This window comes from uncultured Flavobacterium sp., from assembly GCF_937967675.1.
Classification (GTDB): Bacteria; Bacteroidota; Bacteroidia; order Flavobacteriales; family Flavobacteriaceae; genus Flavobacterium.
Map to the genome: position 1 here is coordinate 22,264 of NZ_CALBSN010000067.1, position 14,107 is coordinate 36,370.

The window sequence follows — 14,107 nt, forward strand, 5'->3', positions numbered from 1 at the left end:
GTTAAATAGATAATAGTTTAGTTTTAATTTCTTACATTTATACAAATGAATTAAAATGAAATTAGTAATTTCTATAGTGTTATTGATTACATTGCAAGTGACTTCATATTCGCAAACTAATTTTTTATGGAATCCAAAAAAAAACAAAATCAAAATTCCTTTCGAATTCATTCAAAATCTCATCATTATTGATGTCAATTTTAATGGAATTCCTCTTAAAATGATTCTTGATACTGGTTCTGATGATACTATTTTATTTGATTTACCCCAAGATACATTACTCTCTAATCTTGATGAAAAAGATAAAATATTTATTAAAGGGGTTGGAAATGGCAATGTTGTTTCGGGATATAGGCTAAAAAACAATTTGTTATCTGTAAATGAGTATGCAGATTCTAATTTTGATGTTCTTTTTTTACCTGATCAAGATATTAGCATTATTAATAAATTAGGATTGCCCATTAATGGAATAATTGGGAGTCGTTTTTTTGAATCATATCTAGTAGAAATTGATTACGAGCACAAATTAGTAATACTCCATAGAGAAGAACTTAAAGCTAATGATTCTCGTTTAAAAAGATTTAATACATTGCAAGTATCGATAATTAAAAAGAAACCATATGTTAAAATTCCAATAACTTTAAATGATGAAAGTCAAATATTTAACGTGCTCTTTGATTCTGGTTTAGGCGATGGACTTTGGTTGTTTGAAAACGATACCTTGAAATGTAATACTGATTTTTTTAATGATTTTCTTGGGGTTGGTCTGTTGGGTGAAATAAATGGTAAAAGATCTAGAATTGATAAAATTGATTTTAGTGGATTTGCTTTAAAAAAGGCTTTGGTTTCATATCCAGACACTACTGCTTTTAATCAAATTCTTGTTAATAATGGTCGAAATGGTTCTATTGGTGGCGATGTTTTAAAACGATTCAATTGGTTTTTAGATTATAAAAACAAGAAATTTTATTTCAAAAAAAACAATTTGTTTTCCCTTCCATTTGAATATAACATGTCGGGTATAGAAATTCAGCATGCAGGTTTACAATTAATCAATCAAATTGTAAGAGTTCAGCCTCCAAAAAGAACAGCAAATCAAAATGAAATTATTTTTGATGATGATTTAAAATTCACACAAAAATTTGAGCTAAAACCAATTTTTTCAATACATGCAATTCGTAAAGATTCTCCCGCAGAAAAGGCAGGATTACAAGTAGGAGATAAAATCCTTAAAATTAATAATAAACAAGCCCATCAATTGACGATGCAATGGATAATGGATTTATTTCAATCAAAAGATGGTAAATGGATTTCGATTTTAGTCGAGCGAAATGGTGAGCAGATAAAATATAAATTTCAATTGAAAAAAATTCTATAAAAAAAGTCCCACTTTTAATGGGACTCTTCTTTATGAATTTGGAAACGTTTTCTTTTTTAGAAGTGGACTAACTTCTTCCTTAACAACTACAGTTCCTTTTATTCTTAGTGGAATCATACCGTTTTCTTTGTTAGTAGCATTGGTTTCAATGGTAATAGTTTTACTTATTGGACCCGGATTCATATTATATTGAACCTTAATTTGACCTTTTCCTCCAGGAGCAATAGGTTCTTTTGGCCATTCTGGAACCGTACAGCCACAACTCGATTTGGCATTTTTGATAACCAAAGGCGCATCTCCCGTATTGGTAAATTCAAAAATACGTATTCCGTTATCTTTTCCTTTTTCAACTTCACCATAATTAATGGTTTCTTCCTTAAATTCAATTTTAGCACCAGATTGAGCAAAGGAAAAAATTCCTATCAGTAGGGTTAAATAAACAAGTAATTTTTTCATCATCTTATAAATTAATAGGTTGTTGTAAAAATAATTAAATATAAGCAACCAACAAACTACTCCTAACATTTTTTTTATTTTCGTTATATAGTTACTTTTGCAGTTAATAACACAAAAAACATACCAAAGTTTACGTTTAGGTATTTTTAGGAGCGAATGGCTCGGGACTTATTTGTAATCCATTTTCCCGCTGTCCGCTTTACGAGGTGCCGCTCCCATCGGGGCTAGAAAGCAAACTTTAGGATTTTTTGCAACCGTTGTTTCATGAAAATTAAGCAACAAACCATTAACAATAAACAATAAACGATATAATGATTCCTGCACAATTCAACGCTAAAGAAGTAGAACAAAAGTGGTACGACTACTGGATGAAAAACGATTATTTTACATCCAAACCCGACCACAGAACGCCGTACACCATTGTAATTCCGCCACCAAACGTAACGGGAGTCTTACACATGGGACACATGTTGAATAACACCATTCAAGATGTATTAATTCGTCGTGCGCGTTTAAAAGGGTTCAATGCTTGTTGGGTGCCAGGAACCGACCATGCCTCAATTGCAACCGAAGCGAAAGTAGTAGCCAAGTTAAAAGAAGAAGGCATCAATAAAAACGATTTAACACGCGAAGAATTCCTAAAACACGCTTGGGATTGGACTGAAAAATACGGCGGAACCATCTTAGAGCAATTAAAACAATTAGGTTGTTCTTGCGATTGGAGTCGTACTAAGTTTACTATGGATGACGATATGTCAGCATCGGTAATTCACTCGTTTGTAGATTTATATAACAAAGGACTGATTTATCGCGGTTACCGAATGGTAAACTGGGATCCAGAAGCGAAAACGACTTTATCTGACGAAGAAGTAATCTTTGAAGAACGTCAAGGAAAATTATACTTCATCAAATACAAAATCGAAGGTTCGGAAGATTTCTTAACTGTTGCAACGACTCGTCCAGAGACAATTTTCGGAGATACTGCAATTTGTATTAATCCAAATGACGAACGTTTTTCGCATTTAAAAGGGAAAAAAGCAATTGTTCCAATTTGCGGTAGAGTAGTGCCAATTATCGAAGATGAATATGTAGATTTAGAATTCGGTACAGGATGTTTAAAAGTAACGCCTGCTCACGATACCAACGATAAAGTTTTAGGAGATAAACACAATTTAGAAATCATCGATATTTTCAACGAAGATGCTTCTTTGAATTCATACGGATTGCATTACCAAGGTAAAGATAGATTCGTAGTTCGTGAAGAAATTGCGAAAGAATTAGAATCGATTGGAGCCTTAGCAAAGACTGAAACGCATTTGAATAAAGTAGGAACTTCTGAAAGAACCAAAGCGGTAATCGAACCAAGATTATCAGACCAATGGTTCTTAAAAATGGAAGATTTAGTAAAACCTGCTATCAAAGCCGTTTTAGAATCAGACGAAATCAAATTATATCCAAGTCGTTTTAACAATACCTATGCGCATTGGTTAAACAACATTCGCGACTGGAATATTTCACGTCAATTGTGGTGGGGACAACAAATCCCGGCTTACTATTTTGGTGACGGTAAAGAAGATTTTGTTGTAGCTGAAAACATCGAAAAAGCCCTTGAGCTTGCGAAAGCAAAAACTGCCAACGCAACACTGACCACTGCTGACTTACGTCAGGACGCTGATGCCTTAGATACTTGGTTTTCTTCATGGTTATGGCCAATGGCTGTTTTTGGTGGTGTTTTAAATCCAGAAAGTGAAGATTTTAAATACTATTATCCTACCAATGATTTAGTTACGGGACCCGATATTTTATTCTTCTGGGTAGCGCGTATGATTATTGCAGGTTATGAATATGCAGGCGAAAAACCATTTTCAAACGTATATTTAACCGGATTGGTTCGCGATAAGCAAGGTCGTAAAATGTCGAAATCTTTAGGGAATTCTCCTGAACCGCTTGGATTAATTGAAAAATTTGGTGCTGACGGAGTTCGTGTAGGGTTGTTATTAAGTGCTTCGGCAGGAAATGATATTTTATTTGACGAAGAATTATGCAACCAAGGAAAAGGTTTCTCTAATAAAATTTGGAATGCTTTCAAACTAATCAAAGGGTGGGAAGTGGCTGATATTGCACAACCAGAAGCATCTAAAGTAGCGATTGAATGGTACGAAGCGAAGTTGCAACAAACTTTAGCCGAAATCGAAGATAATTTTGATAAATACCGTTTATCAGACGCTTTGATGGCGATTTACAAATTGGTTTGGGACGATTTTTGTTCGTGGTTCTTAGAAATGATAAAACCTGGTTACCAACAACCTATCGACCGCGCTACGTTTGAAAAAGCAATTGAAATGTTAGAAAACAACTTGAAATTGTTACATCCGTTCATGCCGTTTTTAACAGAGGAAATTTGGCAACACATTACCGAAAGAACGCCAGAACAAGCGTTAATCGTTTCAGAATGGCCAAAAGCGAAAGCGTTTGATGCAAAATTAATTGCTGATTTTGATTTTGCTACGGAAGTTATTTCTGGAATTAGAACGATTCGTAAAGACAAAAACATTCCATTTAAAGATGCGATGGAATTAAAAGTGGTGAACAACGAAAAAGCATCAACGTATTTTGATTCAGTGATTCAGAAGTTAGGAAATGTAACGACTTTAGAATACGTTTCAGATAAAGTAGATGGCGCGTTATCGTACCGTGTGAAATCGAATGAATATTTTATTCCAATTACAGGAAACATCGATGTAGAAGCAGAAATTGCAAAATTAACCGAAGAGTTAAACTACATCAAAGGGTTCTTACGCTCAGTACAAGGGAAATTGTCTAACGAGAAATTCGTAGCCGGCGCACCCGAACAAGTAATTGCAAACGAACGCAAAAAAGAAGCCGACGCTTTAGCCAAAATTGCGACTTTAGAACAAAGTTTAGCGAGTTTGAAATAGCATTTTGTCATTCTGAACTCGTTTCAGAATCTAAATAAAGAATCCCGAGTGTGAGCTCGGGATTTTTTTTGTTTATAGTTTTAAAAGGATATTACGACATAAAAAGGGAGTCATGAAATTACAACGACGATAAATTTCTAAATTCTCACTTGAACTACTATTAACTATAGTTGTTTCTTTGAATATTCATACCAATCATTAATAAATAAGGACAAAATATCTCCAGATTTTAAATTTTGATTTTTATGACCAATATCTTTTCTGAACTCAAATAACATCTTTTCGAGTAATGCCATAACTTCAACTCCTGCATTTTCAGAATTATTATCAGATAAATTAATAGTTTTAATTCTCCATTCTTTATAAGCTTTTAATGAATTGTCTGAAAGCCATAATATTGATTTTTTATTTAAAGAATAAAACAAGTCAATTAATTCTTTTTCGGATAATTTTTTGTTACTCTTATTGTCTTTAAGAATTTTAAAAAGAAATTCTACAAATTCATCATAAACTGGTAATTTTTGTTCCCTGATTTGCTGTTCTATTAATTTTTTCTTTTCTAAATATCTGGAAATAAAATATCCTATAATTGTTACAGTAGAGCCAATAATTGCTACAAGAATATTTGGATTTACTTTTTCAATATTTTCAAAAACTAATTCAGAAAGTTTAAATAAGAAAAACCCAAATCCAAAAAGAGTGATTAGAGCAACAAATAAATTTATAATGTCTTTTATTTTCATGTAGTCTATAAAAAATACAGTTAAATTGTTTATGTGAATTATTAAGAAGGTATCTTTAAATATCTTAAAAAAAGAAGTTATCTAGTATTACATAATTTTAAAACATTTTGTCAATAAAAAATCTAAGCGTGAGCTCGGAATTTTATTTATATTCTTCTCTTTTTATCTGTTACCTTTTGCTCGGTTATGGTTTTTACATAACATCTCACAGTTCTTTATGTCCGTTGCGCCTCCTTTACTCCAAGCAGAAACATGATCAGCATCCATTTCTGAAAGTAACCAAATTTTCGTTTTATTTATGTTATTACCAATTGCACAAAAAGGGCAATTTGAGATACCTTTACTTTCTGCGTATAATTTTTGTTTTGTATAAACTGTTTTTTTTGTTACATCATCAAAAATACGAACATCAAGAAGTTTGTGGTCAGTAGATCCTCCTAATATATATTCAAAAATTCCTCTACGATTTTTTACATATGAATCACCATAAAGTTCTTTTACTTTTGCTGATACTTTTTGCGGGTCGTATGGTTGTCCTTTATATTTTTCATATAATCGCCCCCATTCTAACCCACACATTTCTTTTTCAACATCAATGAAAACGGTAGATACCCAATCAATTACGGTATTAAAATATGTTTTTAATTCATTAATATTTGTGTCCTTCCTATGTCGACTCATGTAATCGCTTATATTTCCTTTGCTAACCCAATTTAAAGCACATTCCAAAAAGTCTTGTCTTAGAGCCGAACCAGAAATATAAGCACTCCATTTTTGAACGTTTGAATTTTGACTATTGCTAAATTCTTCTTTGCCAAGAGTTACAAATGGTCCTGAATAAATTGCGTTTAATAGTTCTTGATTATTTAATGGAATTCCTGCAATATTAATTGTTTTAAACCATTCTTTAATTTCACTTTCTTCACCTTCACACTCATAAATTGTCAATTTTGTTTCTAATATTTTTTTTTGCTTATCACTAGCTAAACCAGTAAATATTTGTTCCATCCCGTTTTCGTCTTTTACGGCAAACTTATTAGTGACATAGCGACCAAAGCTTGTAATTCTTTGTTGTCCATCTAGAACCTCAAACATCTCATCTCCAACTTTAACAAAATATATAAGACCTAGTGGATAACCTTTTAATATGGATTCAATTACTGCTACATCTTTTTTTCCATCAGCATAAATGTAATTTCTTTGATATTCAGGCTGTATAGTTAATTTACCAGATAAGCCAAATAAACCTTTTCCTTCAAGTTGATTATACACAAAACCTTCGCAGATATCTTTTATTGTAATTTCTGTTTTTAAAGTTGTTTTCATAATTCTAATTATTTTTTGTGCTTAATAAGGAGTCTTTTGTATACGTTTTCGCCTCCTATTGTTACAGACATATTTATTGATTTGTCCCAATCAATTGGTCTTCCATAGTCATAGGAGCAACCTAATATTTCGAATTGTTCTGGATTATATTTGTCTAAAAATGTTATTGGTACTCCCATAACTCCATCATAATCGCTTGGAATAGAATCAGTGAAAGGAATTTCTATAGCGTCAAAATTATCATACTTTCGATATTCTTTTCCTTTAACATCTTTATGAGAACTATATCGTATATTATCTGCCATTGTCATTAAAGGTAATGGTTGATGTCTTTTTCCATGATCAAGATTAGTAAACCATAAGCAATTGTTAGTTGCCACAATCCTATTTCCTTCATTATCTATCTTAGCTTCTGTACCATACAATTGATAAGAATCAGGAACGATAAATCCAGAAATCCATCTTCCCATTCCAGTTCCTAGCCATATTTTATTTTCTCTAATCAAAGGAAATATTTCTTTATAAGTTATTGCATTGATGTTTGCTATTACTAAAAATTGTTTTTGGGCAACAAATATCCATTGCATAAATTCTCTGAATATTGAAAATGGTGGATTCGTGATAATAATGTCAGCTTCATCTCTAAGTTTTTTGACCTCATCTGAATTAAAATCACCATCACCATCAAGATATTCCCATTCAAGATCATTTATATCAATTTTGCCATCTCCACTTTTATCATGGTCGAGCTTGAAAATTTTACCTCTAACATTTGTTTTGTACTCATCAAATTTTGGATCATTTACTTCAAAAAGAGATGGTTGATATTGGTTGGGTAAAGACTTACTTTCTTGGGCATAACTAGTACTTATTAACTTTTTTAATCCAAATCGTTCAAAATTTTGAGCGAAGTACTTTGTGAAGTTACTCCATTCGGGATCATCACATGGTAAAAGAATGGTTTTGTCTTTAAATACGTTTGGATTATACTCTAAGTATGCATTAACTTCCTTTTCAATATCTATGTATTGTGTGTAGAATTCGTCTGCTTTTGATTTTTTAGCTTTAGCAAGTCCTTTATGTCTCATTCTGTAAATTATTTCTTTGTATGACTTGTATACAATAAGTATGTCTGATAAATATCAATTTTATATTTTCTCAAAAATAATAAAAATTTCCTACAAAAACATAAAACACTCATTAGTTTAACTACTAACTTATAAACAAAAAAAATCCCGAGCCTAAACTCGGGATTCCTAATTTTTAATGTTCTTTAATTTTATCTAAAGTCGTATCTAAAACACGTTGGATCTTTTCTAAAGCTTCAAAAAAGGCTTTTTCTGGGCTATCGGCAGTTGCGGTAACGGCAATCGGTTGTTTTTTTTCTACTCGGGCTTCAATGACACATTTTTTATCGTTTGGAGTGGATTTATTTCCATTTTCGTCAGAGACGTGTACTTCTATTCGGGTTACGATTTCGTCAAATCTTGCTAATTCATTTTTAATTTCGTTACTAAAGAATTCTGAAAAACGGCTTCCGCCTTCAATGTTTTTGTCGGTGTGAATTTGAACTAACATAGTTATAAGGATTATAATTAATAATACCTAAAGTTACGAATATTCGCTCAAATTTCCAACTTCCTAAAAGTTAAAAAAGCTATAAATTAATCTTGCGTATATTCTAAAATATCGCCCGGCTGACAATCCAACACTTTGCAAATGGCTTCCAGCGTACTGAAACGTATGGCTTTTGCCTTTCCGGTTTTTAAAATAGATAAATTAGCCAACGTAATATCCACCTTTTCCGAAAGTTCGTTGAGCGACATTTTGCGTTTCGCCATCATCACATCTAAGTTTACTACTATTGCCATAATTTACACTGTTAATTCGTTTTCTTCCTGAAGTTCGATACCGCGTTTGAAAATTTGAGCAATCACCAAAAGCGTAATTCCCATAAACAACCAAACATCGCCACCCGCAATTTTTAAATGCTGAATCGACGGAATAGAAACGCCTTGTTGCACCATTTTCTCAGAAAAATTAGTTCCCCAAATAGCAAAAAAAGCAATTCCTAACGTCAAATAAGCCACGCTAAAAATAAAACGATTGACATCTTTATTAAAAGGTTGGGCCAAATTGAGTTTTTTATCGTGTATGATTTTGATAATCAAATAAAACAGTATGGCTTTTAAAACCGCTACGATACTCATTAACGAAGTTAACGTAACAAAATGACTTTGGTTAAATTGATACAACGAAGACAAATCGATATGGTTCCAAAAATACGATGAACCTATCGGATTAATGAACAAGGTAAAAAAGGTGTTTACAAGAAATCCACCGGCATCAATACCAAGTCCAATAAAGATAATCCAAGCCAATACATACAATACATTTAGCATCTGTTGTGCACTAATTTTAATTTCCATAAGAGTAAATATTAAAAGTTAACGATGCAAATTTCAATAAAAATTTATTGAAAAACAATAAAAATATACTTTTTTTTGATAAATAACAATAATGTGTTTTAGGACAATTGTAAAATAATGCATAAAAAAAATCTCGAGATATACTCGAGATTTTAAATTTTAAAATACTATTTGCACTTTTCTAAGGCTTCAGCAAATTGTAATATGCTTTCAATATTGTTTCTAAATTCTTTTTTCTCCACCCTTGCCAATAAATCAGGACAACCGATGGCTAATTCTTCAAAACGTTTTTTAGGAGACATCATCCAAGAAGCACTAGCATTAGATTTTCCTTCAGATTCATTCGCTTTTTTAATAATGATTTCTCCATTAAAATATTGGTAAATTGCAATTTTTTTACCTACAAACATTTCTTTTGCAAATTTCTTGGTAGCACTAGACATTGTTAATCCTCCATTATCAACAGCTACTTTAAATAATACAGAGGCGTATTCTTCTCCATTGCTTAAGGTTAATCTGTTAATTTCGTTAGCTTTAAATGTTCTTTCAGAGAATTTTCCTTGAAAATCTTTTACTGTAACAGTGATGGCATCATTTATAGACAATGTTCTATTTTTATGAACATAGCCTGCAACTGTATCTTTCTTAATAGTAGCCAAATAAGCAATTATGTAATTAGGATCTGTATCAATACTATAGGGCGCAGATGAATTTGAGTAGCTTGAATTACTAGCAACGGGAGCAGTGTCTTCAAAAAAGAAGTTTTTAGTTTGAACTTCAAAGTGTCTAGTTTTGGTTTTATTAGCATCGAAAAGTTTGATTAATTTTTCGCAATCTTCAATATTATTTACACCATCACTTTTATCATAATCATTTGCAATAAGTTTATTTGACCATTCAATAGATTTTAGAGGTAAGTCTAAATAATTATAAATTTTAGCTAAATTAAAATAAGCACTATATCTAATTTTTCTGTGCGCTTTAGAATCCTCAGTATATTTTTTTTCTAAAGATTCAAAATATTGGATGGTGTTTTCAAGTTCTGTTTCAAGATTAGAAACTGGAGTATTTGAAACCATTTTAGCAAATGAATTTTTTACAGCAATGTAAGCATTAAATTCAGCAGCTTGTTCAGGATGCTTTTTGTTTGCAAGGATCCAAAGATAATCACTACCATTTTTTACATTATACCCATATTCATTATTTAATTGAGTATTCAATGTATTTACAACTTCCATTACAAAATTGCTGTAAATTGTTCTGTTAATATTATAGTAGAAAGATTCAGCACTTGAATAACTGTCGTATTCTTTACTTTTTAGAGTATTACCTTTAGTAAAATCTATTGTCTTTTGAATTTTGCCATCAGCACTCGTAATTTTTGCACTTCCTTTTTGATCGTAAGCAAGTTCGGCAGTATAATAGTAAGTGGTTCTTACATATCCATTTTTATCTTTTGAAGAACTAGTTCTGGTAGAAATATTTTTTTTTGTTATTGCTGGCGTAAACAAAGTGATATCTATGTTTATATAACCATTCTTTTCTTTTTTTTCTAATCCATTAATGGTTATTTGGTTTTGAAAAAAGAATTTAGATTTTTCATACATCAAATTTTTATCAATATTTGTTGTAAATGAATAATTTCTGTTTTTAACTTCAGATATAGGGGTACTTGGAAGTTGAACGTAAGAATAATTAAAATCTTGTCTGTCTAAGTCTGTTGATTGAGACATTGCAAACAATGAAATTAATAATGAAAGTAAAGAGAATGTTTTTTTCATTTTGTTAAAAAATTTATTAATGCTGTAAATGTACATTTTCTTGAAACATTTAAAAACATTTCGGTTATTTAATTATCAAATCATATTTAGTTAAAAGTCCAGCTAAATTTTCAGTTGAGAAAACGGCTCGTTTTAGTTTGTTTTTCTCAGGATCGATAATGAAATCATAACTGGTTGAAAAATCGGTTTTGTTGGCAGTTGTTCCAATGAAAACAGCGTGACGTAAATTGCAGTTGTCGAACATTGCTTCTGATAAATCACTTTCCATAAAATCAACGGCAATCATGCTACAATTGATGAATTGCATTTTCTTTAATTTCAAACTGTAGAATTGCGCGTAATCAAGCAAACTGTCTTTGAAGTGAAATTCATATAAAATTTGGTCCGTCATCGCAAAATTCACCGAAGTAAAATCACATTTGGTAAACCAAACATCGCGCAACGAAACATGATTGATTTTAGTTCCTTTAAAATTGCAATCGAAGAAATTACAATCGATAAAAGTTACGGCAACAAAGAAGCATGAAGTAAAATCGCAATTTGTAAATGTGCAATTTTCGTACTCTTTATATTTGATATCATTTTCTGAAAAGGTGATATCTGAAAAATTTTGGTCAATAATGTAATCTGCGTGCATAATTATATTTTTTAAAACCCTTCAAAAACGCCTAATCCAAATAAAGCAAAATCGTATTTTACAGGATCATTCGGGTCTAGTTTTCTTAAGTTATCGTCTAATTCAGCTAAGGCTTTAGCATCGTTTTGTTTTCGTGTTAGCAGTTCCAATTTCCGAGCCACATTTCCCGAATGGACATCCAACGGGCAAGATAATAGAGCAGGAGAGATGCTGTTCCAAATCCCCAAATCGACACCTTTGTTATCTTTTCGAACCATCCATCGCAAATACATGTTCATTCGGTTAATTAGGGTGGTTAATTAAAATGTACTAAATCTTCTTCTTTTAATACGATGACAGAGTGTTCTAAAGAATTTGACTCACTTCCTACATAATTTTCACTCCAAGGGTTTTGTCTGTCGATTTCCTCCTCAGTCATGCCTTTTTGTCTTAGCCAATCTTTATACTTTTCATCTACAACAATATTGTGGTGTTCAAACAAAGCGATTGCATTTTCCCTGTCCTCTTCAATTTGAGCTTGTGTATATGCTTCTTTTCTATATTTTGAAATCCACACCCATTTCAAAGCGAACCAATTTGTTATAAAAGTTGAAACTTCATCAAAACCACGATATTTAATATTGATTATAAAAGTACCCATTTTGCCATCTTCTTTTACCTGTCCAATTTTAATCCAATCAATTAGCGAGTGAATCATTCTTTTAAAGTCTTCAAATTCTTTCAGGTTAACATTCTCTGCAATTACTCTTTTTACGTTTTCTTTTGGACTAAAATTCTTCAATGTTGCAACTTTATTTTCTAAATCATCTACAATAATTTTCTGTCCTTCAAGCAATCTTTTTGAACTCAGATATGCTTTTTTAATGTTAATGTCTTCAGCAAAATCAGGATTTGTTAGCAAAGACAACTGGTGCTTATAATCTCTTTCAAAAGATGATAGTTTCTTTTTCTGTTCATTTAATTCGGATTGCAATGCTGTATAATCATTTTCTTTTTCAGGTAATTCCAATAGATGTTTTTCTAAATCTTTTGATTCAAAAAGATGCTTGATGAGAAATGTTTCTAATTTGTATATATTGATGGCTCTTGATTCAACACACAGATTATTAGGGTAGATTTTACCTTTGCATTTATATGAATTATCACCAGATGCGACCCTTTTTTTTCCAACCAGTTGTCTACCGCAGTGTGAACAAAAAATTATTCCGTTAAGTAAGTACTTGTAGTGCACTTTTTTTCCAACTTTTTTCTTATTCTCTTGCAAATTTGAAATTACTTTCTCCCAATATTTTTCTTCAATTATTGCTGGTACATCATAATATTCTTCCCCAAGTTTTTTCTTTCCTTTATTTATTGTATTTAATAATATATCGTGTACTACATTTCCTCTCCATTTCACATTGCTCTTACTATGGTAATAGACTTCTTTAGTATATGGGTCAATGCGCTTTATGTTACCATCAAAATTGTTGAACTTGGTAGGCACTTGTTTTTCATTAAGCATGTTTGCAATGGTATAGGAACCAATACCACTTAAAGACCACTCATACATCAATCGTACCCACTTAGCTTCCGCTTCATTAATTTTTATGTGATTCTTATCGTCATAGATAAACCCATATGGCAATTGTCCTCTAAATCGACCTTCTGTTGCTCTTTTTCTTATCGAAAGCTTTACACGTTGAGATGTTAAACTTGCATAAAGAGCATTGCTGGCACTTTGAACAGCAGCAATAAATCTATTATTGGGGTTGTCAAGGTCAAACAAAACCCCATTGGGGTAGTACTTACAATCATTAGTAAGCATTGAAGCTACAAATATCTGCCATATCAAAGAATTTCTTTCAATACGGTCTTGATTCAAAGTATAAACACCATGGTATTTTTTTGAATTTAGCTCCTTCAGCATCTTCGCAAATGCTGGTCTGTCAGTAATTTCCTCTTTTGTACCACTTATTCCTTCATCAACAAAAAAAACTGGTTTCAAACCCAAACTTAATGCTAGTTTAGTTCCTTCTTCTTTCTGGGTTGCAATTGATGTATCCTTGTCTTCACCTTTTTTACCACTAATTCGGCAGTATACAGCTAACATAATTTATTTTTTTACAAATATATTTATTTAATTACTTAATCGGTTAATTAAAGTGGATAGGTTGTTTTTTGAAATTTTATTATTTTAGGCATATTGTTATAAATTCATATTAGTTAAAACATGTAAAAGTTGAATATCTTCTTAGCCCTTTATTCATGAACTCTTAAAAGAGAAATTTAAAAAAAAAGAATACTTTAAGCCGTGGGTATTTTGCGAGTATTATTACAGAGTTCTTTTTTTTTGTTTAAAACCTCTGTTAAACCCAATAAAATCAAATATTCACATAGGCTTCAACTTTTACTAAAATCAATTATTAGTATTTTTGA

12 protein-coding genes and 1 pseudogene are annotated in these 14,107 nt (G+C 31.4%); 2 read left to right on the forward strand and 11 right to left on the reverse strand.

What is annotated here, in order from left to right; all coding sequences use genetic code 11:
* Positions 1-55: 55 nt before the first annotated feature.
* Positions 56-1,378: a PDZ domain-containing protein gene (locus Q0075_RS04510; protein WP_297868474.1), complete on the forward strand. Its 1,323-nt coding sequence runs from the start codon at positions 56-58 to the stop codon at positions 1,376-1,378.
* Positions 1,379-1,408: 30 nt separating this feature from the next.
* On the opposite strand, the gene Q0075_RS04515 is transcribed toward Q0075_RS04510, so the two are convergent.
* Positions 1,409-1,834 (reverse strand): DUF1573 domain-containing protein, encoded by a 426-nt coding sequence (locus Q0075_RS04515; protein ID WP_291110831.1) that lies wholly within the window; start codon positions 1,832-1,834, stop codon positions 1,409-1,411.
* A 308-nt stretch (positions 1,835-2,142) separates the two neighbouring features.
* Between Q0075_RS04515 and Q0075_RS04520 the strand changes: the two genes are divergently transcribed.
* A complete protein-coding gene (locus tag Q0075_RS04520; protein ID WP_297868495.1) occupies positions 2,143-4,773 on the forward strand; it encodes a valine--tRNA ligase in 2,631 nt (876 codons plus the stop codon).
* 164 nt (positions 4,774-4,937) lie between these two features.
* Here the strand turns inward: Q0075_RS04520 and Q0075_RS04525 are convergent, their stop codons facing one another.
* The 10 genes and pseudogenes from Q0075_RS04525 to Q0075_RS04570 form a co-directional block, all read right to left on the reverse strand.
* On the reverse strand, positions 4,938-5,516 hold the full coding sequence (locus Q0075_RS04525) for a hypothetical protein (RefSeq protein ID WP_297868475.1): 579 nt from the start codon (positions 5,514-5,516) through the stop codon (positions 4,938-4,940).
* Positions 5,517-5,678: 162 nt separating this feature from the next.
* On the reverse strand, positions 5,679-6,842 hold the full coding sequence (locus Q0075_RS04530) for a DUF262 domain-containing protein (RefSeq protein WP_297868476.1): 1,164 nt from the start codon (positions 6,840-6,842) through the stop codon (positions 5,679-5,681).
* Between the two features lie 8 nt (positions 6,843-6,850).
* Positions 6,851-7,930, reverse strand: coding sequence for an adenine-specific methyltransferase EcoRI family protein (locus tag Q0075_RS04535; RefSeq protein ID WP_297868477.1), 1,080 nt, complete (start codon positions 7,928-7,930; stop codon positions 6,851-6,853).
* A gap of 175 nt (positions 7,931-8,105) precedes the next feature.
* Positions 8,106-8,420 (reverse strand): HPF/RaiA family ribosome-associated protein, encoded by a 315-nt coding sequence (locus tag Q0075_RS04540; RefSeq protein ID WP_297868478.1) that lies wholly within the window; start codon positions 8,418-8,420, stop codon positions 8,106-8,108.
* A gap of 86 nt (positions 8,421-8,506) precedes the next feature.
* Complete coding sequence (locus Q0075_RS04545; protein WP_111565455.1) at positions 8,507-8,713, reverse strand: helix-turn-helix transcriptional regulator; 207 nt, start codon at positions 8,711-8,713, stop codon at positions 8,507-8,509.
* A gap of 3 nt (positions 8,714-8,716) precedes the next feature.
* Complete coding sequence (locus Q0075_RS04550; protein ID WP_111565456.1) at positions 8,717-9,271, reverse strand: DUF2975 domain-containing protein; 555 nt, start codon at positions 9,269-9,271, stop codon at positions 8,717-8,719.
* 167 nt (positions 9,272-9,438) lie between these two features.
* A complete protein-coding gene (locus Q0075_RS04555) occupies positions 9,439-11,052 on the reverse strand; it encodes a hypothetical protein (RefSeq protein ID WP_297868479.1) in 1,614 nt (537 codons plus the stop codon).
* Between the two features lie 64 nt (positions 11,053-11,116).
* Positions 11,117-11,689 (reverse strand): pentapeptide repeat-containing protein, encoded by a 573-nt coding sequence (locus Q0075_RS04560; protein ID WP_297868480.1) that lies wholly within the window; start codon positions 11,687-11,689, stop codon positions 11,117-11,119.
* Positions 11,690-11,700: 11 nt separating this feature from the next.
* Positions 11,701-11,970 (reverse strand): annotated as a pseudogene (locus tag Q0075_RS04565) (DUF2400 family protein); the annotation flags it as partial.
* 14 nt (positions 11,971-11,984) lie between these two features.
* Positions 11,985-13,781, reverse strand: coding sequence for a recombinase family protein (locus Q0075_RS04570; protein WP_297868481.1), 1,797 nt, complete (start codon positions 13,779-13,781; stop codon positions 11,985-11,987).
* Between the last annotated feature and the right edge of the window lie 326 nt (positions 13,782-14,107).

Coding starts and splice junctions, on each gene's coding strand:
- Q0075_RS04510 (WP_297868474.1), top strand. CDS start 56: ATGAAATTAGTAATTTCTATAGTGTTATTGATTACATTGCAAGTGACT.
- Q0075_RS04515 (WP_291110831.1), bottom strand. CDS start 1,834: ATGAAAAAATTACTTGTTTATTTAACCCTACTGATAGGAATTTTTTCC.
- Q0075_RS04525 (WP_297868475.1), bottom strand. CDS start 5,516: ATGAAAATAAAAGACATTATAAATTTATTTGTTGCTCTAATCACTCTT.
- Q0075_RS04530 (WP_297868476.1), bottom strand. CDS start 6,842: ATGAAAACAACTTTAAAAACAGAAATTACAATAAAAGATATCTGCGAA.
- Q0075_RS04535 (WP_297868477.1), bottom strand. CDS start 7,930: ATGAGACATAAAGGACTTGCTAAAGCTAAAAAATCAAAAGCAGACGAA.
- Q0075_RS04540 (WP_297868478.1), bottom strand. CDS start 8,420: ATGTTAGTTCAAATTCACACCGACAAAAACATTGAAGGCGGAAGCCGT.
- Q0075_RS04545 (WP_111565455.1), bottom strand. CDS start 8,713: ATGGCAATAGTAGTAAACTTAGATGTGATGATGGCGAAACGCAAAATG.
- Q0075_RS04550 (WP_111565456.1), bottom strand. CDS start 9,271: ATGGAAATTAAAATTAGTGCACAACAGATGCTAAATGTATTGTATGTA.
- Q0075_RS04555 (WP_297868479.1), bottom strand. CDS start 11,052: ATGAAAAAAACATTCTCTTTACTTTCATTATTAATTTCATTGTTTGCA.
- Q0075_RS04560 (WP_297868480.1), bottom strand. CDS start 11,689: ATGCACGCAGATTACATTATTGACCAAAATTTTTCAGATATCACCTTT.
- Q0075_RS04570 (WP_297868481.1), bottom strand. CDS start 13,781: ATGTTAGCTGTATACTGCCGAATTAGTGGTAAAAAAGGTGAAGACAAG.